This is a genomic window from Vibrio alginolyticus NBRC 15630 = ATCC 17749, from assembly GCF_000354175.2.
In the GTDB taxonomy this organism is placed as follows: Bacteria; Pseudomonadota; Gammaproteobacteria; order Enterobacterales; family Vibrionaceae; genus Vibrio; species Vibrio alginolyticus.
Genome location: NC_022349.1, coordinates 1,485,397 through 1,504,904, shown reverse-complemented (window position 1 = coordinate 1,504,904; position 19,508 = coordinate 1,485,397). Strand labels below are relative to the sequence as shown.

Annotated in this window: 19 protein-coding genes; 15 read left to right on the top strand and 4 right to left on the bottom strand. The window is 45.5% G+C overall.

Going from position 1 to position 19,508, the window contains the following annotated elements; translation table 11 throughout:
- Window positions 1-13: 13 nt before the first annotated feature.
- The 12 genes from N646_RS06800 to N646_RS06745 all read left to right on the top strand — a co-directional run bounded on the left by N646_RS06800 (window position 14) and on the right by N646_RS06745 (window position 12,821).
- Entirely contained in the window at window positions 14-523 is a 510-nt protein-coding gene (locus N646_RS06800) for an OmpH family outer membrane protein (RefSeq protein ID WP_005391804.1), read from the top strand.
- A gap of 6 nt (window positions 524-529) precedes the next feature.
- Window positions 530-1,561 (top strand): UDP-3-O-(3-hydroxymyristoyl)glucosamine N-acyltransferase, encoded by a 1,032-nt coding sequence (lpxD, locus tag N646_RS06795; protein ID WP_005380347.1) that lies wholly within the window; start codon window positions 530-532, stop codon window positions 1,559-1,561.
- A 232-nt stretch (window positions 1,562-1,793) separates the two neighbouring features.
- A complete protein-coding gene (gene fabZ / locus N646_RS06790; protein ID WP_005380349.1) occupies window positions 1,794-2,246 on the top strand; it encodes a 3-hydroxyacyl-ACP dehydratase FabZ in 453 nt (150 codons plus the stop codon).
- Window position 2,247: 1 nt separating this feature from the next.
- On the top strand, window positions 2,248-3,036 hold the full coding sequence (gene lpxA / locus N646_RS06785) for an acyl-ACP--UDP-N-acetylglucosamine O-acyltransferase (protein WP_005380357.1): 789 nt from the start codon (window positions 2,248-2,250) through the stop codon (window positions 3,034-3,036).
- 119 nt (window positions 3,037-3,155) lie between these two features.
- The gene (gene lpxB / locus N646_RS06780; RefSeq protein WP_017636041.1) at window positions 3,156-4,295 is read left to right on the top strand and encodes a lipid-A-disaccharide synthase; all 1,140 of its coding nucleotides are present in this window, start codon (window positions 3,156-3,158) and stop codon (window positions 4,293-4,295) included.
- A gap of 9 nt (window positions 4,296-4,304) precedes the next feature.
- Window positions 4,305-4,940: a ribonuclease HII gene (gene rnhB, locus N646_RS06775; RefSeq protein WP_017820749.1), complete on the top strand. Its 636-nt coding sequence runs from the start codon at window positions 4,305-4,307 to the stop codon at window positions 4,938-4,940.
- Between the two features lie 81 nt (window positions 4,941-5,021).
- On the top strand, window positions 5,022-8,501 hold the full coding sequence (dnaE, locus tag N646_RS06770) for a DNA polymerase III subunit alpha (protein WP_005385364.1): 3,480 nt from the start codon (window positions 5,022-5,024) through the stop codon (window positions 8,499-8,501).
- A 46-nt stretch (window positions 8,502-8,547) separates the two neighbouring features.
- Window positions 8,548-9,507 carry an acetyl-CoA carboxylase carboxyl transferase subunit alpha gene (gene accA / locus N646_RS06765; protein ID WP_005380365.1) on the top strand — a complete coding sequence of 320 codons (960 nt, stop codon included), beginning with the start codon at window positions 8,548-8,550 and terminating at the stop codon, window positions 9,505-9,507.
- Window positions 9,508-9,613: 106 nt separating this feature from the next.
- Complete coding sequence (gene tilS / locus N646_RS06760) at window positions 9,614-10,924, top strand: tRNA lysidine(34) synthetase TilS (RefSeq protein WP_017820748.1); 1,311 nt, start codon at window positions 9,614-9,616, stop codon at window positions 10,922-10,924.
- A gap of 70 nt (window positions 10,925-10,994) precedes the next feature.
- The gene (locus N646_RS06755; protein WP_005391816.1) at window positions 10,995-11,309 is read left to right on the top strand and encodes a c-type cytochrome; all 315 of its coding nucleotides are present in this window, start codon (window positions 10,995-10,997) and stop codon (window positions 11,307-11,309) included.
- A 187-nt stretch (window positions 11,310-11,496) separates the two neighbouring features.
- A complete protein-coding gene (glnB, locus tag N646_RS06750; RefSeq protein ID WP_005380372.1) occupies window positions 11,497-11,835 on the top strand; it encodes a nitrogen regulatory protein P-II in 339 nt (112 codons plus the stop codon).
- Window positions 11,836-11,975: 140 nt separating this feature from the next.
- Window positions 11,976-12,821, top strand: a complete 846-nt coding sequence (locus N646_RS06745) for an endonuclease/exonuclease/phosphatase family protein (RefSeq protein WP_017820747.1) — start codon at window positions 11,976-11,978, stop codon at window positions 12,819-12,821.
- A 1-nt stretch (window position 12,822) separates the two neighbouring features.
- Here N646_RS06745 and N646_RS06740 read toward each other — a convergent pair whose 3' ends face one another.
- The 3 genes from N646_RS06740 to gloB all read right to left on the bottom strand — a co-directional run bounded on the left by N646_RS06740 (window position 12,823) and on the right by gloB (window position 16,102).
- Window positions 12,823-13,509 carry a YIP1 family protein gene (locus N646_RS06740; protein ID WP_005380375.1) on the bottom strand — a complete coding sequence of 229 codons (687 nt, stop codon included), beginning with the start codon at window positions 13,507-13,509 and terminating at the stop codon, window positions 12,823-12,825.
- Window positions 13,506-15,089 (bottom strand): lytic transglycosylase, encoded by a 1,584-nt coding sequence (locus tag N646_RS06735; protein WP_017820746.1) that lies wholly within the window; start codon window positions 15,087-15,089, stop codon window positions 13,506-13,508. The genes N646_RS06740 and N646_RS06735 overlap by 4 nt, the downstream gene beginning before the upstream one ends.
- Before the next feature lie 254 nt (window positions 15,090-15,343).
- Complete coding sequence (gene gloB, locus N646_RS06730; protein ID WP_017636045.1) at window positions 15,344-16,102, bottom strand: hydroxyacylglutathione hydrolase; 759 nt, start codon at window positions 16,100-16,102, stop codon at window positions 15,344-15,346.
- 37 nt (window positions 16,103-16,139) lie between these two features.
- Here gloB and N646_RS06725 point away from each other — a divergent pair, with 37 nt between their 5' ends.
- Entirely contained in the window at window positions 16,140-16,886 is a 747-nt protein-coding gene (locus N646_RS06725) for a class I SAM-dependent methyltransferase (protein WP_017636046.1), read from the top strand.
- On the opposite strand, the gene rnhA is transcribed toward N646_RS06725, so the two are convergent.
- Complete coding sequence (rnhA, locus tag N646_RS06720) at window positions 16,883-17,347, bottom strand: ribonuclease HI (protein ID WP_005380384.1); 465 nt, start codon at window positions 17,345-17,347, stop codon at window positions 16,883-16,885. The genes N646_RS06725 and rnhA overlap by 4 nt on opposite strands.
- Window positions 17,348-17,406: 59 nt before the next feature.
- On the opposite strand from rnhA, the gene dnaQ reads away from it, so the two are divergent.
- Both dnaQ and N646_RS06710 read left to right on the top strand, forming a co-directional pair.
- Window positions 17,407-18,129, top strand: a complete 723-nt coding sequence (dnaQ, locus tag N646_RS06715; protein ID WP_005380385.1) for a DNA polymerase III subunit epsilon — start codon at window positions 17,407-17,409, stop codon at window positions 18,127-18,129.
- A gap of 8 nt (window positions 18,130-18,137) precedes the next feature.
- Window positions 18,138-19,388: a TIGR03503 family protein gene (locus N646_RS06710; RefSeq protein ID WP_017820744.1), complete on the top strand. Its 1,251-nt coding sequence runs from the start codon at window positions 18,138-18,140 to the stop codon at window positions 19,386-19,388.
- The last annotated feature ends 120 nt before the right edge of the window (window positions 19,389-19,508 follow it).

Here is a 19,508-nt window from a genome sequence, read left to right as displayed (position 1 = left end):
AGAGGAAAATATTTTGAATAAAATGATCAAAGCGGCTGGGATTGGCCTTCTTGTACTGAGCTCTTCAATGTTTGCAAATGCGGCAGAAGCTGCACAGAAAATTGCTTACGTAAATACAGCTCAAGTTTTCCAAGCTCTTCCTCAACGTGAAGTTGTACTACAAAAAATGCAGAAAGACTTCAAAAGCAAAGCTGATGAACTGAAGTCAATCCAAGCGCAAGCTAAAACAAAGATCGAAAAGCTACAACGTGACGGTGAGCTTTTGGGTCAAGACGAAGTAGAAAAGCTACGTATCGATATCGCGAAGCTAGACAGCGAGTACAAAGTGAAAGCACAAGCACTTGAAAAAGCAAGTGCGCGTCGTGAAGCTGAAGAAAAAGCGAAGCTTTTCAAAACGATTCAAGATGCAGTTAAGAAAGTCGCAGACAAAAATGGTTACGATCTTGTGATTGATATCTCTGCTTTGCAGTACGGCAAGCCAGAATACAATATTTCTGAAGACGTAATTAAAGCTCTAAAATAAGAAGTTATGAAGACATTAACATTAGCCGAATTGGCGACAATTACCGGGGGTGAGCTGTTTGGTGACGAGTCTCTCGTTGTAAGCCGTGTTGCTCCAATGGATAAAGCACAAGAAGGTGACGTAACCTTCTTGTCTAACCCAAAATACGCAAAACACCTTTCTGAGTGCCAAGCTACCGTCGTTATGGTAAAGGCTGAGCATAAAGATCAATGCGTTGGAAATGCGCTAGTGGTTTCAGACCCTTATGTCGCATTTGCTCGTGTGGTCCAAGCGATGGATACCACACCAAAACCGGCAGACGATATTGCACCAAGTGCTGTGATTGCCGCTGACGTTAAGATGGGTGAGAACGTTACAATCGGCGCTAACGCTGTGATTGAAACGGGCGTAGAACTCGGCGATAACGTAAGCGTTGGCGCTGGTTGTTTTATCGGTAAGAACGCCAAGCTAGGGAATAACACCAAGCTTTGGGCTAATGTCACTATCTATCATGAAGTGTCATTGGGTGATGACTGTCTCGTTCAATCGGGTACCGTCATTGGCTCTGATGGCTTCGGTTATGCGAATGACAAAGGCGAGTGGATCAAAATTCCTCAGCTTGGTTCAGTGCGTATCGGTAACCGCGTTGAGATTGGTGCTTGTACTACGATTGACCGCGGTGCACTCGAAGATACTATCATTGAAGACAATGTCATTCTGGATAACCAACTTCAAATCGCGCACAACGTGCAGATCGGATATGGTACCGTGATGCCTGGTGGTACTATTGTCGCGGGCAGTACAAAAATTGGTAAGTACTGCCAGATTGGCGGCGCGTCTGTTCTGAATGGCCATATCACTATCGCAGATGGTGTGGCGATTACAGGTATGGGCATGGTAATGCGCAGTATCGAAGAAAAAGGCCTTTACTCATCAGGTATTCCGCTACAAACGAACAGAGAGTGGCGTAAAACTGCAACTCGAGTTCACCGTATTGATGAGATGAATAAGCGCCTGAAAGCGGTTGAAAAACAGCTGGAACAGAAAGAAGAAATTTAGAACAAGTTATCTTTCGCTCTGTATTTAACGTGAAAGCTAACAGGCTCTAGTTCCATATTCTGTACGAAGACTCGCGAAATGCGGGTCTTTTTCTTCTATAATGACGCGCTCTAAGTAGATTTAACTCCAAGATGGTGCGTATTTTGCTAATATATTGCAAAGCGATTCGGCTTTACGACCTGTTGCCACGTTTGCCATCTTGGCGGCAAAAAATTGATATAGGAAGACGACTTTGACTACTGAAAAGAAAACGATGAACATCTCTGAAATTCAAGAGCTACTACCTCATCGCTACCCATTCTTATTGATCGACCGAGTGATAGACTTCCAAGAAGAGAAGTACCTTCACGCGATTAAAAACGTGTCGGTTAACGAACCTCAGTTCACAGGTCACTTTCCTCAACTACCAGTATTCCCAGGTGTTTTGATTTTAGAAGCAATGGCTCAGGCAACAGGCTTACTTGCATTTAAATCATTTGGTGCACCAACAGAAAATGAACTGTACTACTTTGCAAGCGTAGACGGCGCGAAATTCCGTAAACCAGTGGTTCCGGGCGACCAATTGGTTATTGAGGTAGAATTTCTGAAAGAACGTCGCGGCATTGCTGCATTTAGCGGTGTAGCAAAAGTTGACGGCGAAGTGGTATGTTCTGCAGAACTGAAGTGTGCTCGTCGAGAGTTTTAATATGATTCATGAAACCGCTAAAATCCACCCGGCAGCGGTGGTAGAAGAGGGCGCCAAAATTGGTGCTAACGTAACAGTAGGTCCTTTTACGTACATCACCTCTACGGTTGAAATTGGTGAAGGCACAGAAGTGATGTCTCACGTTGTGATCAAAGGTCACACGACTATTGGCAAAGATAACCGTATTTTCCCACATGCTGTCATCGGCGAAGAAAACCAAGACAAAAAATACGGTGGTGAAGACACAACTGTGGTTATCGGTGACCGTAACGTCATTCGTGAAGCGGTCCAAGTTCACCGCGGCACAGTGCAGGACAAAGCAACCACGATCATTGGTGATGACAACTTATTGTGTGTGAATGCACACGTTGCGCATGATGTTGTTATTGGTAACCACACTCATATCGGTAATAACTCGATTCTTGGTGGTCACGTTACTGTTGATGATTATGCTGGTGTGATGGCACTGTCTGCGATTCACCCGTTTTGTACAGTGGGCGCTTACGCGTACATTGGCGGCTGCTCAGCAGTGGTGCAAGATGTCCCAGCTTACGTACTCGCGCAAGGTAACCACGCCACACCTTTCGGCTTGAACCTTGTTGGCTTGAAGCGTAATGGCTTTGAGAAACCAGAGATTCGTGCGCTACAAAAAGCGTATAAAGAAATCTACCGTTCAGGTAAGACGCTAGAAGAAGTGAAGCCTATTCTAGCTGAAATGGCTCAAGAGTGGCCAGCAGTGAAGCGTTTCTCAGATATTCTGGAAACGACGGAACGTGGCATTATTCGTTAATTGGCGAATGAACCAATAAATAAAAAGATCGTGACCGAATTTGAGGTTACGATCTTTTTGTGTTTTATGGATAAGGCAAACCGTTATCCATAGCGCACAGGAAAAATAGCGAAGTAGATATGGAAAGACCATTACGTATTGGCATCATTGCCGGAGAATTGTCTGGCGATACGCTAGGTGAAGGCTTTATCAAAGCAGTAAAGCAGCAATATCCAGACGCAGAGTTCGTAGGCATTGGCGGTCCGAAAATGATAGCCCAAGGTTGCGAGTCTCTGTTTGATATGGAAGAGCTTGCGGTGATGGGATTAGTCGAGGTTTTAGGCCGCTTACCGAGACTTCTTAAAGTGAAAGCTGAGCTCGTTCAGTATTTTACTCAGAATCCGCCTGATGTTTTCATAGGGATCGACGCTCCTGACTTCAACTTACGCTTGGAGCTTGACCTCAAGCAAGCGGGCATTAAAACCGTTCATTACGTGAGTCCGTCTGTTTGGGCTTGGCGTCAGAAGCGCATCTTTAAAATAGAAGCGGCAACGAACTTGGTACTAGCATTTCTTCCGTTTGAGAAAGCGTTCTACGACAAATTTAATGTACCTTGCGAGTTCATTGGTCATACCTTGGCTGATGCCATCCCACTAGAATCAGAACAAGCGCCTGCACGTGAGTTGCTTGGTTTAGAACAAGATAAAAAGTGGCTTGCTGTCCTGCCAGGCAGTCGTGGTAGCGAGTTAAAAATGCTCTCAGAGCCATTTATTGAAACCTGCAAGTTACTCCATAAAAAATTTCCAGAACTGGGGTTTGTTGTCGCGCTTGTTAATCAAAAACGCCGTGAGCAGTTTGAACAAGCATGGAAAGAGCTAGCGCCAGAGTTGGACTTCAAGTTAGTTGATGACACCGCACGCAACGTCATCACCGCATCCGATGCCGTGATGTTGGCCTCCGGTACCGTAGCGTTGGAGTGTATGCTTCTCAAGCGTCCAATGGTGGTGGGTTATCGTGTGAATGCATTTACTGCTTTTTTAGCTAAACGTCTATTGAAAACGAAGTATGTGTCATTGCCGAATATCTTGGCGGATGATGAGCTCGTCAAAGAATATCTACAAGATGAGTGCACACCAGACAATTTGTTTACTGAGGTTTCTCGCTTATTGGAAAGCGACAATAAACCGATGTTAGATAAGTTTACGGAAATGCATCATTGGATTCGTAAAGATGCGGACCAACAAGCCGCAAACGCGGTTCTAAAACTGATTGAGAAATAGAGATTTATCATGGCTGTTAAACCAAAAGTGACCAAAACCAAAGTTGAACTCCCTCCGTTTGAATATCCGCAAGGTTATCAGCTTGTGGCCGGAGTCGACGAGGTAGGACGTGGCCCTTTGGTAGGAGACGTCGTCACCGCTGCGGTTATCCTTGATCCTAACAATCCTATTGAAGGGTTGAACGATTCGAAAAAATTGACCGAAAAGAAACGCATGGCGTTGCTTCCTGAAATCAAAGAAAAAGCATTGGCGTGGGCGGTCGGGCGTTGTTCTCCTGAAGAAATTGATCAACTGAATATTTTACAGGCGACTATGGTTGCGATGCAGCGTGCAGTGGCGGGGTTACAGGTTCAACCTGATTTGGTGTTGATTGATGGTAACCGTTGTCCGGAGCTGCCAATGGATGCTCAAGCTGTAGTAAAAGGCGATCTACGTGTTGCCGAAATCAGTGCGGCTTCAATTATTGCCAAAGTCGTGCGTGACCAAGAGATGGAAGAGTTGGATAAACTTCATCCACAATTTGGCTTCGCGAAGCACAAAGGTTACCCAACTAAAGCGCACTTTGAAGCGATTGAGCAACACGGAGTGATCAGTGAACACCGCAAGAGTTTCAAGCCAGTAAAAAAAGCGTTAGGCATAGAATAATCAAACGATCTAATTGGTGTTATAAACCCAACCTCTTTAGGTTAGAATCCCCAACAAAATAGAGTTACACGGTACCTGTTAATGTCAGATCCCAAATTCATCCACCTGCGTGTTCATAGTGACTTCTCGATGGTGGATGGCCTCAACAAAGTTCCGCCAATCGTAAAGAAAGTTGCTGAGCTCGGTATGCCCGCAATGGCGTTGACCGACTTTACCAACCTATGTGGTTTGGTGAAGTTTTACGGTACGGCGCATGGCAGTGGTGTTAAACCGATCATCGGTGCTGACTTTAAAATGCAGTCGGACGAGTTTGGTGAAGAGCTGACACAAGTGACTTTGCTTGCGGCGGATAATGTAGGTTATAAGAACCTGACGTTATTGATATCAAAAGCGTACTTACGTGGACATGTTCAACACCACCCAGTGATTGATAAAGCCTGGTTGGCTGAAATGTCTGAAGGCCTGATTGTATTATCCGGCGGTAAAAGCGGGGAAATTGGTCGCGGCCTTTTGAAAGGCAACCGTCAAATAGTGCAAGGGTGTGTTGATTTCTATAAACAGCATTTTCCAGATCGCTTTTATCTTGAGCTACTTCGTACCGGTCGTCCAGATGAAGAAACTTATCTTCACTTTGCGGTTGAATTGGCAGAGCAGCAAGACTTGCCAGTAGTGGCGACCAATGAAGTTGTATTCCTGAGTCCAGACCTATTTGATGCTCATGAAATACGCGTAGCGATTCACGATGGTTACACATTAGAAGATCCGCGTAGGCCAAAAAACTACAGTCCGCAGCAATATCTTCGTACAGAAGAAGAAATGTGTGAGCTGTTTGCTGATATTCCTGAAGCGTTAGAAAACAGTGTCGAGATAGCGAAGCGTTGTAACGTGACTGTGCGCTTAGGTGAGTACTTCCTACCAGCTTTCCCAACCGAAGGGATGAAAGAGACTGAGTTCCTAGTCATGAAATCCCGAGAGGGGTTGGAAGAGCGTTTAGAGTTCCTATTTCCAGATGAGGAAGAGAGAAAACGTCGCCGCCCTGAATATGATGAACGTCTTCAGATAGAGCTAGATGTTATCAACCAAATGGGATTTCCTGGTTACTTCTTGATCGTAATGGAGTTCATCCAGTGGTCAAAAGATAATGGAATTCCTGTCGGTCCTGGACGTGGTTCCGGTGCTGGTTCTTTGGTGGCTTACGCACTAAAAATCACCGATCTGGATCCACTAGAATACGACTTGCTGTTCGAACGTTTCTTGAACCCAGAACGTGTTTCGATGCCCGATTTCGACGTCGATTTCTGTATGGATAAACGTGACCAGGTTATTGACCACGTTGCGGAAATGTACGGTCGTGACGCGGTGTCTCAGATCATCACGTTTGGTACCATGGCGGCAAAAGCGGTAATCCGTGACGTTGGCCGCGTATTGGGCCACCCATTTGGTTTTGTTGATCGTATTTCAAAGCTGATCCCGCCCGATCCAGGTATGACGCTAGATAAAGCGTTTAAAGCTGAACCTGCACTACCTGAATTGTATGAGGCCGATGAGGAAGTTAAAGAACTCATCGACATGTGTCATATTTTGGAAGGCTGTACGCGAAACGCCGGTAAACACGCTGGTGGTGTTGTAATTTCACCTACAACAATTACCGATTTTGCGCCAATTTATGCAGACGCTGAAGGTCACTTTCCGGTTACTCAATTTGATAAAAACGATGTTGAGACCGCTGGCCTAGTTAAGTTTGACTTCTTAGGTTTACGTACCTTAACCATTATTGACTGGGCGTTAGGGCTGATTAACCCACGCCTAGAGCGAGAAGGTAAAGAACCGGTTCAAATTGAATCCATACCGTTAGAAGACCCTGCCTCTTTCCGTTTGTTGCAAAACTCTGAAACGACAGCAGTATTCCAGCTTGAATCTCGAGGCATGAAAGAGCTGATCAAACGACTTCAGCCAGACTGTTTCGAAGACATCATCGCATTGGTAGCACTCTTCCGTCCGGGTCCTTTGCAATCGGGCATGGTAGATAACTTTATCGACCGTAAACATGGTCGAGAAGCGATCTCTTATCCAGATGAAAAGTGGCAACACGAGTCGCTAAAAGAGACGCTTGATCCAACCTACGGCATCATCCTGTATCAAGAGCAGGTAATGCAGATTGCGCAGATCTTAGCAGGTTACACGCTAGGTGGTGCGGACATGCTTCGTCGTGCAATGGGTAAGAAAAAGCCAGAAGAGATGGCAAAACAACGTGCTATCTTTGAAGAAGGTGCGATAAAGAACGGTATCGATGGCGAGTTGGCGATGAAAATCTTCGACTTGGTAGAGAAGTTCGCCGGTTATGGTTTTAACAAATCGCACTCTGCTGCTTATGCATTGGTTTCTTATCAAACTCTTTGGCTGAAAACACATTATCCTGCCGAATTTATGGCTGCGGTAATGACAGCCGATATGGATAACACGGAAAAAGTCGTTGGCTTGGTCGATGAGTGTTTCCGTATGAAGCTCACCGTGCTGCCACCAGACATCAACTCTGGCCTATATCGCTTTAATGTTGATGAAAATGGCGCAATTGTTTACGGTATTGGTGCGATAAAAGGGGTTGGTGAGGGCCCTATCGATGCGATTCTTGAGGCGAGAAATAAAGGTGGTCACTTTAAAGACCTATTTGATTTCTGTGCTCGAGTTGATCTAAAACGTGTCAATAAACGAGTGATAGAGAAGCTGATTTACGCGGGCGCGTTGGATCGACTAGGCCCACACCGCGCGGCGATGATGGCGTCACTCAATGATGCGGTAAAAGCAGCAAGTCAACATCACCAAGCTGAGGCGTTTGGTCAAACGGATATGTTTGGTGTGCTGACGGATGCACCTGAAGAAGTAGAGCATAAGTATACGCAGGTTCCGCCTTGGCCAGAAAAAGTGTGGTTAGAGGGCGAGCGTGATACCCTAGGTCTATATTTGACAGGGCACCCAATTAACGCCTACGTAAAGGAACTAAACAAATACACCAGTTGTCGACTAAAAGACGCAACGCCCACTCGCCGCGATCAATCTGTCACGGTAGCCGGCCTGGTTATTGCCGCTCGTGTAATGACGACCAAGCGTGGTACACGAATTGGTATTATGACACTGGATGACCGAAGTGGCCGCATGGAAGTGATGTTGTTCTCTGATGCGCTGGATCGATACGCTGAACTTCTCGAAAAAGACAGAATTTTGGTCGTTTCTGGACAGGTCAGCTTTGATGACTTCAACGGTGGCCTTAAAATGTCGGCGCGTGAAGTTATGGATCTCGGCAGTGCGCGCGAGAAATACGCTCGTGGTTTGTCGGTATCGATAGATGCAAATCAGATCAACGATCAGTTTTTTGAGCAGTTCAGCCGTATTTTAGAACCGCACAAAGCCGGAACCGTACCCGTCAATGTATACTACCAGCGTGCCGACGCCAGAGCGCGGTTAACATTGGGCACCGAGTGGCGAGTTACGCCAAGTGATACATTACTCGACGATTTAAAACAGTTGCTTGGCAAAAGCCAGGTAGAACTCGAATTTAACTAAAAATTCAGCGCAATATGTTAGACGCTGAGTAAACAAGGATTCATAGATGAGCCTAAACTTTCTTGAATTTGAAAAGCCAATTGCAGAACTAGAAGCGAAAATTGAAGCATTACGTGATGTCTCTCGTCACGGTGGTGATTCTGCGATTGACCTGGATAAAGAAATCGAACAGCTTGAGAAGAAAAGCTTAGAGCTGAAGAAAAAAACCTTCAGCGACCTAGGCGCATGGGAAACAGCTCAACTGGCTCGTCACCCACTACGTCCTTACACGCTAGATTACATCCAACACGCTTTTGAGGAGTTTGATGAATTAGCGGGTGACCGCGCGTTTGCAGACGACAAAGCGATTGTGGGTGGCATGGCTCGCCTTGAAGGCCGCCCTGTGATGATCATTGGTCACCAAAAAGGTCGTGAAACCAAAGAGAAAGTGAAACGTAACTTTGGTATGCCAAAACCAGAAGGTTACCGTAAAGCGCTACGTTTGATGGAAATGGCAGAGCGTTTCAACATGCCGATCATCACATTTATCGACACGGCTGGCGCGTATCCAGGTGTGGGCGCAGAAGAGCGTGGTCAATCTGAAGCTATCGCGAAAAACCTAAAAGTGATGTCTGGTCTTAAAGTACCAGTAATCTGTAACGTTGTCGGTGAAGGCGGTTCTGGTGGTGCACTAGCAATCGGTGTAGGCGACTACGTGAACATGCTTCAGTACTCTACGTACTCAGTAATTTCTCCTGAGGGTTGTGCTTCAATCTTATGGCGTGATTCAGACAAAGCGCCACAAGCGGCAGAGGCAATGGGCCTAACTGCTCCGCGTCTTAAAGAGCTTGAACTGATCGACGAAATCATTGAAGAGCCACTAGGCGGCGCTCATCGCGATCATGTTCAAATGGCAGCGAATATGAAAGCGACACTACTTCGTCAGCTAGAAGATCTAGAACAACTGGATGAAGAGACGCTACGTGAACGTCGTTACCAGCGCCTAATGAGCTACGGTTACTGTTAATTTCGGTGATTGCTGTTAAGCGTTAGCTGATATCTCAATTGATAACAGTTAAAATAGAAAGGGTTGGATGAGAGTCCAGCCCTTTTTTGCATCTATCGGATCGTTTATGGAATCGCTTTACCTGCATTTTGCTCAAGTTCTCGGCCGCTACTATCAATTAGGCACTAAGGTTGTCTTGGCGTTTAGCGGAGGAGTGGATTCACGTCTTTTACTCGAATTACTCAGTCGCTACCAACAAGCGCATTCGATAGAGTGTCACGCTGTGTATGTGCACCATGGTTTAAGCTCGAATGCCGATAATTGGGCCGATAAATGCTTACTTTGGGCACAACAAGTGGGGATATCTTGCTCGATTGAGCGAGTGAGCTTAGACATCAGCAATGGTGAAAGTATTGAACTTCTTGCTCGTGAAGCTCGCTACCAAGCCTTAACTAAGTACATTCAAGAAGGCGATATACTGTTGACTGGTCAACATGCCGACGATCAAATAGAGACTTTTCTCCTTGCTCTTAAGCGCGGTAGCGGGCCAAAAGGGTTATCTTCGATGGCGGAGAGTATGCCGTTTTCTTGCGGATCTCTAGTTCGACCATTGCTTACTATCAAGCGGAAAACCATCGAAGACGCGGCTACTAAATTAGGTTTGGAGTGGGTGGAAGACGAAAGCAATCAAGATACCCGTTATGATCGTAACTTTCTTCGTCATTGTGTTATTCCTGAGTTGTCTGGTCGTTGGCCGAGTATCCATAAAGCGGTTCAGCGCAGTGCAAGTTTATGTGCTCAACAAGAAGCGCTATTGGATGAACTATTGAGCGCGGTGTTTGAACGCGCTTTACAAACGGATCTAAGTTTGAGTATTGAAGAGCTGGCTAAGCACAGTGAGTTAGCTCGTGCGCGCTTGATTCGTATGTGGCTAGCTAATCTTAATACTAGTATGCCGACTCAGGTACAACTCAATCTCATCTGGAATGAAGTGGCATTAGCTCAGCAAGATGCCAACCCCAAACTACAACTTAAACAAGGTGAAGTGCGCCGTTTTCGAAATCGTCTCTATTGGGTAACGGAAATCGCTGACGTCACTGAGTGGCAAAGTACGATTCAAGTCGATACCGTTTTATCGCTTCCAGAGCGGCTAGGGGAGCTGACCTTAACGACGAGTTCTAGCAACGCAACGATTGCGCTTCCGAGTCAGCCAGAATTGCTTCGCGTGACCTTTAATCCGGAAGGCTTATCAGCGCATCCAACCACGCGTAATCACAGTCGAAAACTGAAGAAGTTGTTCCAAGAATACAATGTGCCAAGCTGGCTGCGTCGTCAAATTCCGATTTTGATGTATCAAGATCGAGTCGTTGCTGTGGCAGATCTGTTCGTTGATCAGGCGTTTAATGGTCAAGATTGTGAACTTATTTGGCGCAGGTAATGAAAATTCATGCCACAATGTCGATTATAAAATATAAAAATCCTTAAATAATAATTGATTAGGTGAAGCAATGAAGAAAACAATCATGGGTGCAATGGTGGCGTTAACCATGTTTAGTGGGCAAGCTCTAGCTGCGGGAGATGCTACAGCAGGTCAAGCAAAGTCGGGAGTATGCGCGGCGTGTCATGGCGCTGATGGTATTGCTGTCATTCCGGGTTACCCAAATCTGAAAGGGCAAAATGAGCAATATATTATCAGTTCAATTAAAGCTTATAAAAATAAAGAGCGAACAGGTGGGCTTGCTGCTGTGATGCAAGCTCAAGCTTCATTGTTGTCTGATGAAGATATCGCTAACCTAGCGGCTTACTACGCAAGTTTGAAGTAAACGCGAGTCTGAAAAAGCTTGGACGATTGGGCATTGAGCAGTCCTCACTGGGGTTTTATCAACTCACGATATTCGCTATGTTAATTTGCTCAATCTGGATTTTCGCTGGTGGATCAGAGACAAACATTGAATGTTGCGAAACGCTAAACGATAATAAGCGCAATCGATTGAAGCTTAAGGGATGAACATGAAAAAAATTGAAGCGATTATCAAGCCATTTAAACTGGATGATGTTCGAGAAGCGCTAGCTGAAGTTGGCATTACAGGGATGACCGTCTCTGAAGTGAAAGGTTTTGGTCGCCAAAAAGGTCACACAGAGCTTTACCGTGGTGCAGAGTATATGGTGGACTTTCTACCTAAAGTGAAGCTCGAAATCGTTGTAACGGAAGATGTGGCTGATAAATGCGTAGAGACAATCATTGAAACCGCGCAAACTGGTAAGATTGGTGATGGTAAAATATTCGTCACTGATATTGAGCGTGTGGTTCGTATTCGTACTGGTGAAGAAGACGAAGACGCGATCTAAGGTTTCTTGTCACCTGTTTCGTATTTATTATGCTAAAAGGGAGCCAAGTGGCTCCTTTTTTGTTGTTTGCTTATTAGTGAAATCATTTAACCCGAGATTGGTTGTTCTAGATTTCGGGTGCCTACATTCAGGTTTGTCGTATGTTTAAGCGTTTTTTTCTGGCGTTAGCTTTTCTTATTATGGCGGTATTGGTCGGCTTCCAGGTTATTTTCACCGTACCAGATCAGCCGCAAATCATTACTCAAAGAGGCTCAGAGTTGACGCAGGATATTAGGTGTATCGAATTTAGCGGCTCAAAAGCTCTGGATCAGGGCGGTGAAATCAATGTACTTGTCTGGAATATCTACAAACAGAACCGAACGAATTGGCAAAGTGCACTCAATGAATTCTCTGCTGATAAGCAGCTGCTGTTATTGCAAGAAGCCAGCATGACACCATCATTTAAACAGTGGTTGGTGGATGGTCGCTGGGTTAGTAATCAAGTGAGTGCTTTTAAGGCGCTGGGTAGCGGTGCCGGTGTAATTAGTATTGCTCAAGGGCAACCAGAAAAAGCCTGCGCTTACACCTCTAAAGAGCCGTGGCTTCGCTTACCTAAGTCTGCATTATATAGCCAGTATCACTTGAGTAATGGCGAGAAACTCGCAGTGGTGAATGTACATGCGATTAACTTCACCGTAGGTACAAAAGAGTATATATCTCAGTTAACGGCGCTTGAAATGCTTTTAAAGCATCATGTGGGGCCAATTCTATTTGCTGGAGACTTCAATAGCTGGAGTAAATCTCGCGTTAATGCGATGAGGCAGGCCTTAAAGGCTGCGGACTTACAAGAGGTGGCGTTCTTGCCGGATCATCGAGTCCAATTTATAACAGGGTTACCACTGGACCATGTGTTTTACCGAGGTCTGACGCTTAAGTACGCAAAAGCGCCGCAGAGCGACGCTTCCGATCATAACCCATTGTTATTGTCATTTACGTTAAATGACTAGCTTAGGTTACCACAATATAAAGTGCCCAAATAACGTAGAAGAATACCCATGGCAGGCTTGCAATCACCAAAGCTTGGCCACGTTCAAACTCCGTCCACGTCAGTACAACGCCGTAGCCGAGCACAATGTACCAAGGCAGAAGCAAAGGTAACGAGCTAGCGAAATGAGACCATTCGTTAGTAAGAGGCAGCTTTAATAGACCATTGAGGCTATTTAAATCGGCAGCGTAAGTCATTACCTGACCATGCTTGAGTAGCAAGCTCGCGTAACTTGCTACATCGCCCAATACTGCTGGGAATAAGATAGCACACGATGCGGCAAACCATTTCCAGTAACCGTATTGTTGTTTGCTTGCCTTTGTTGCAAGAAAGAACCAAAGCGCGAGCAATAGTAAGGTGGCAAAGCGGTTGAATACATCATTGATGATCGCGCTTGCCATTAGCGTGTTTGGTTCTAATAGCTCAATCTGCTTCGGGTCGATTTGCTGAAATTGCGCAGCAAGTTGGTCACTGAGCCACGTGAAATCGACATTCGAAAAGTAAGCACCCCAGAATAAAAACGGACTAAGCATCAGGAAGATGAACGGTTGCCATCCCCATCCACCGCGTTGATAAAGCGCAAGAAAACAAGATGTTGGAGAACGAAAAATGTCCAACAGCATCACAAGTGGATTGCTTGATGGGTTCATACACTTACCTTCGTTACGTCAACGTACAACTTAAGCTTTTGACCTGGTTGTAAGTATTTTTTCTTGTGTAGCGAGTTCCATTTCACGATGTCGTTCGTTTTTACTTTGAACTTGCTTGCAATGCCGCTAATGGTGTCGCCAGAGCGAACGTTGTAGAAAACGGTACGGATCACAGAACCTTTGTCTGAGTCTTTCCAAATCACTAGCTTTTGACCCACACGCAATGGATCTTTAGGGCCCATACCATTCCATTTAGCTAACGATTTATACGACACTTTATTGTTACGTGCGATTGACCACAAACTTTCTCCAGACTGAACGACATGGGTGAGCTTGAGTTGACCACGAGCACGAGATTGAGTCTTGTTTAATCGGTTTTGTGCCGTTAATGCATATTTTGCATCGTCTTTTGTTGATGTCGGAATCAATAGGTATTGACCAATACGAATGTTGTTATTCGATAGGCCGTTGGCACGTCGAATGACTTTCGTGGTTGTGCCGTATTTATTAGCTAGCACGCTTAAAGAGTCACCAGATTTCACCTTGTAGCGAGCGACCTTCATCCCTTTACCGCGATTTTTCTCCACCTTGGTGAGAAAAGTCTCTTTTTTCTCTACGGGAATCAAAAGTTGGTGCGGCCCCTCAGGCGCTGTCGACCACTGGTTGTATGCTGGGTTGTAACTCTGCAACTCTTTTACGCTAATGCCGGCATAATCTGCGGCAATAGCCAGATCTAACTGCTCTTCTGGATCAACAAGCGTTAGAACAGGCTTGTTTGGAATTGCAGGAATATTAAGTCCGTACTTGTCTTGGTTTGCGATAACGTCAGCCAAGGCCAATAGCTTAGGAACGTAACTGCTGGTCTCTTTTGGTAAGTCTAATGAGAAGAAATCGATAGGTTTACCGAGCTTTTTATTCTTACGAATTGCGCTAGAAACTCGGCCTCCACCGCTGTTATAAGCGGCGATTGCATGTTCCCAGTTACCATCAAAACGCTCGTTTAGTTGTACTAGGTAGTCCAGCGCTGCATCCGTTGCTGCTGCCACATCTCTGCGACCGTCATACCAGTAGTTTTGCTCTAATCCCATCATTTTTCCGGTGCCTGGGACAAATTGCCACAACCCAGCCGCGCTGCCATGTGAGTAGGCAAAGGCATCGAATGAACTTTCCACTACAGGAAGTAATGCAAGCTCCATTGGGAGTCCGCGCTCTTCGATACGTTTTGTGATCATGTATAGAAAAGGAGTCGCACGCTTAGATACCGTGTAAAGGTGATTTGGGTGCTTTAAATACCACGTACGGTAGTAGTCCACTTTCTTGTGGTTTGGGATATCCATGTCCAGCTGCATGGCGATACGTTGCCACACATCTTCTTGTTCTTGGGGGGAGAGAACTTTAGGCGCGTCGTTAGCGGATTTTTTTGCTAGTGACGATTTATTGCCCGGTTGAGCTTTTACTGCATTTTGCTTTGCAGTCTGCTCAGATTTATTGGTTTCTGGTGTAGAAGACGTTGAATCTGACTGAGTCAATTGACAGCCAGATAATAACAACGCCAACGCCCAAGTATACTTCAAACGCATGGATTCAGCCTATTTAGGGCCTGTTTATCTTCACCTGCCTGTCGCGCAACGTAATGTGCGTGGCAGTCGCAAGATAATAGACATCTTTTAAACACTAACTAATTTATAGAGGCAAAGAGCTTCTAATTATGCAATGGGGAGAAATTCAAATAGATTTATATCAACCCCAAACGTAAGAGAAGCGCCAGTGGCGCTTCTCGAAAAATCAGTCCCTGATAATACTGGGGTCTTGCAAACTTACAAGCAGAAAATGGTTAAAATTCGTTCTTCCACTCGCGTAAAGCAGTAAAAACCGAGCATGGATCGCTATTTTTAATGCGACTAGCAACAGATTGAACCACGTCAGGGTTAGAGGTTCGCAAGAACGGATTAATCCACTTTTCTTTGCGTATTGTTGTTGGAAGTGTCGGAATGTTGAGTGCTCGCAGTCGGTTTACATCGTCGCGATATTGGCGAAGTTGCTCATTGTCAGGTTCAACCGCTAGAGCAAACGCCACGTTACTCGCGGTGTATTCATGCGCGCAGAAGACTTGAGTTTCTTCTGGTAGAGACGTTAGTTTGCTCAGTGATTCAAACATTTGCTCAGGCGTACCTTCAAAAATACGACCGCAGCCAGCAGAAAAGAGCACATCACCGCAAAACAGTTTTCCGTCCCCAACGTAACCGATATGGCCCAAAGTATGGCCGGGTAACCCAAGTACTAAGAAAATCTCACCAAACAACTCCAGCTTGTCGCCTTCTTCCATTGGTGTCGTTAGGGTTGGAATTGGCTCTGATTTTGGGCCCACAACGGCGACGTCAGGAAATGCACGCACTAAGTCTGGAACGCCACCAATGTGATCGTTGTGGTGGTGCGTAATTAAAATCGCTTCTAAAGTTAATTCGTTAGCCTGCAGAAATTCTAATACTGGCTTCGCATCGCCCGGATCAACGACTGCGCAGCGCTTATCGCTATTTTGTATCAGCCAGATGTAATTATCATTAAATGCGGGTATGCTTTTGATCTCTAACACGATTCGTTCTCCGTCACCCATTTTAGTCAGGTGGTTAATGAAACCAGCACTCAGCAACAAAACTATACCACACCCGTCGACTTGGTCAGCAATGAACAACGGTCCGTGGGTGCTTGAGTCAATCCAGACCCGACTTGATGAATGGTGCCCGAAACTCTTCGGCTACCATATGCTCAAACTGGGCGGGTTGAGCTGTGAGCTAACCAGCTGTAATTGTAACATTCAACACCAAGTCAACGTAGATATCCAGAACCCGTTGCATAATGTGATTGCAGATGGTTACGAATTACCCTTTTTGGAAAAAAGCTTTGATGTTGTGATACTCGCTCATCAGCTCGACTATGCAAGCGATCCACACCGTTTGTTGCGTGAAGTCGATAGAGTGATGATGGATGATGGCTATGTAATTATTACTGGATTCAACCCATTAAGCTTGACTGGATTAGCGAGTTTGCTTCCATGGCGTAAACATAATTTGCCTTGGAGTGGACGAATGTTTACGTCGAACCGCATCAAAGATTGGTTAGGGTTACTTAATTATCAAGTGATTCATTGTGATCGTTATGCGCTGTTTCCGATGAAACGTTACCGTACGATGTGGACATGGTTGGAAAATAGTCTTGGTGATTGGGCATCACCCGCTGGGAGTTTGTATTACATAGTCGCGCGGAAACGGACATACCCTCTCAAGCCTATCAAACCGCATTGGCGCTTGAAGAAAAAGCTCACACCACTTGGGGTGATGAATCGAGAGGGTAACACTATGAGGAAAGAATCTCGCTAAGAGGGTTGGTAACCTGTATCTTCCTCAGTTGGGTTTTCTGCAGCAGTCCGGGCTAGCTCATCACACATTTCGTTCTCACGATGGCCCGCGTGGCCTTTTACCCAATGCCATTCAACTTGATGGCGTGCGGTTTCTTTGTCTAGAGCTTGCCATAAATCGGCATTCTTCACGGGTTTTTTATCCGCTGTTTTCCAACCACGCTTCTTCCAGTTATGGATCCACTGAGTAATACCTTGGCGCACATATTGGCTGTCAGTCGTTAAAGTGACTTTACAAGGTTGTTTTAACGTCTGTAGCGCGACGACAGCCGCCAACATTTCCATGCGGTTGTTGGTAGTTAACGTATAGCCTTTGGAAAGTGTCTTTTCTACGTCTTTGTAACGCAATACTATGCCGTAACCACCTGGTCCTGGGTTACCTAAACAAGAACCGTCAGTGAAAATCTCAACGTGTTTGGTCATATTTTTTGGTACTATTAGCCGAAACATTTAATAAAGCATAGTCTGACATACATAACCTTATGAATACCAGCAGCAATTCTGAATATAACCGCATTGTCGTTCTCGATACCGAAACCACAGGTATGAACCGCGAGGGTGGTCCTCACTACATGGGACACCGCATTATTGAAATCGGTGCCGTGGAGATCATCAACCGTAAGCTGACTGGTCGTCACTTCCACGTTTATTTAAAACCCGATCGTGAAATCCAACCAGAAGCGGTTGAAGTTCACGGTATTACGGATGAATTCTTGGTTGATAAACCGGAATACGCGAGCGTGCACCAAGAGTTTCTTGAGTTTATTAAAGGCGCAGAACTTGTTGCCCACAACGCGCCCTTCGATACCGGCTTTATGGATTACGAGTTTGGCATGCTCGATCCTAACATCGGCAAAACGGACGACTACTGCAAGGTGACCGATACCCTTGCTATGGCGAAGAAAATCTTCCCTGGTAAGCGAAACAACCTTGATATCTTATGTGAACGTTACGGTATTGATAACTCGCACCGTACACTCCACGGAGCTTTGCTCGATGCGGAGATTCTAGCCGACGTTTACCTCTTTATGACGGGTGGTCAAACGAGTCTAGAATTTAACGCGAATAAACAAGAGGGTGGGGTAGAAACCATTCGTCGTATTGAAGGAAGAAAAGCGCTAAAGGTTTTGCGCGCAAGTGCCGATGAACTAGAAGCTCACCAAAAAAGATTAGAGTTGGTGAACGACTGTATTTGGCATCAATAGGAGAAGCTATGTTGAGGGCTTTGTTGGTCGCGTTTTTAGCGATATGGAGTAGTCTCTCGAGTGCTGCGAGTGAATCTACAATGTCTTTGTTAGACAATCGCTTTCGAGTTGATCCAACCATCGAGCAGATCACGTTTTTGGTTTATCGTGAGCAAAGTTCTCAGCCAGTTGTTTTAGTCCGTCCTGACGGTAAAAAATACTATGCTTGGGGCTCTTACGACAATGTACGTTGGTATCAAGAAGCCTCACTCGATATTATTTCCGTTGATAACCCGATGCCAGGTCCATGGCAGGCTGTGGGGAAAGTTACGCCTAAAAATAACATCCGCTTAATTTCTCACCTAAAGCTCAGTACGGACCTGTTCCCAAACCGATTATATAATGGGGAAGCGCTTAAGTTTACAGCTCGCCTGACCTCCGACGGCAAACCTCTTGTATTGCGCGACTTCCTTGATCGCGTGAATCTGCGCGTGACATTTACCAAGTTTGTCGAAAATGAAGATGAGCTGATCAAAGAAGCTCGTCCAGTGCCGATGGTTGTGGGTGAGTTTGCTGATGACGGCCGCGGCTTGGATGAAAAAGCAGGGGATGGAGTGTTCACGGTTCAGCTCCCAATAGACGTTGAGCCTGGTAAGTACCGCGCGCGCATCACGTCTGGCAATGGCGTATTCTTACGAGCGCAAGAACAAGTCATCTTGGTTTATCCGAACCCAATCTCTCGTACTTTTATTCAGGCTCGTAATCCCGATAAGCCACATCAATTAGTGGTGAGTGGTGAGCAAGGTATGATTGCACCAGGCTCTATTGCAGTCACAGTGAAAAAGGACGCTCCCGATGGTTTCATTAGTTACAGCCAAGGACAGGTCTCTAAAGATGGAATGAGAGTTACGTTGAACCTCAATAACGATGCTGAGCTTGGTAAGTACGCATGGCGCGGCGAGATCTTTACCACTGATTTTGCAACCCAGCGTCCGTTGGTGTTTCCTATTCCAGAGCAAACCTTCAGTGTTGTTGATGAAGTTGATCTAGAAGCTGCTCGAATTGCAAAAGAAGCTGAATTAGCCGAGCAGCGCCGTATTGAAATGGAAAAGCAAATTATCGCTGAGCGGGAGGCTGAGCGTAAGCGCAGCATGATTATTATCGCGGTGGGTAACGTGATAATGCTGCTGATTGTGATCATTGCATGGATAGTCTGGCGCAAAATTAAAGCGAAGCGCGATGCCATGCCAGAGATGCAGTTAGAAGTGCCAAAGAAATAGTAGTAACACATAAAGCGAGAAACGGAGCCAATCGGCTCCGTTTTTTTCAGTTTAAGTTTGAGACAGAATTTGATATTTCTCATGGTCATTAATCATTTTATTTTAAAGTAACACCATGAT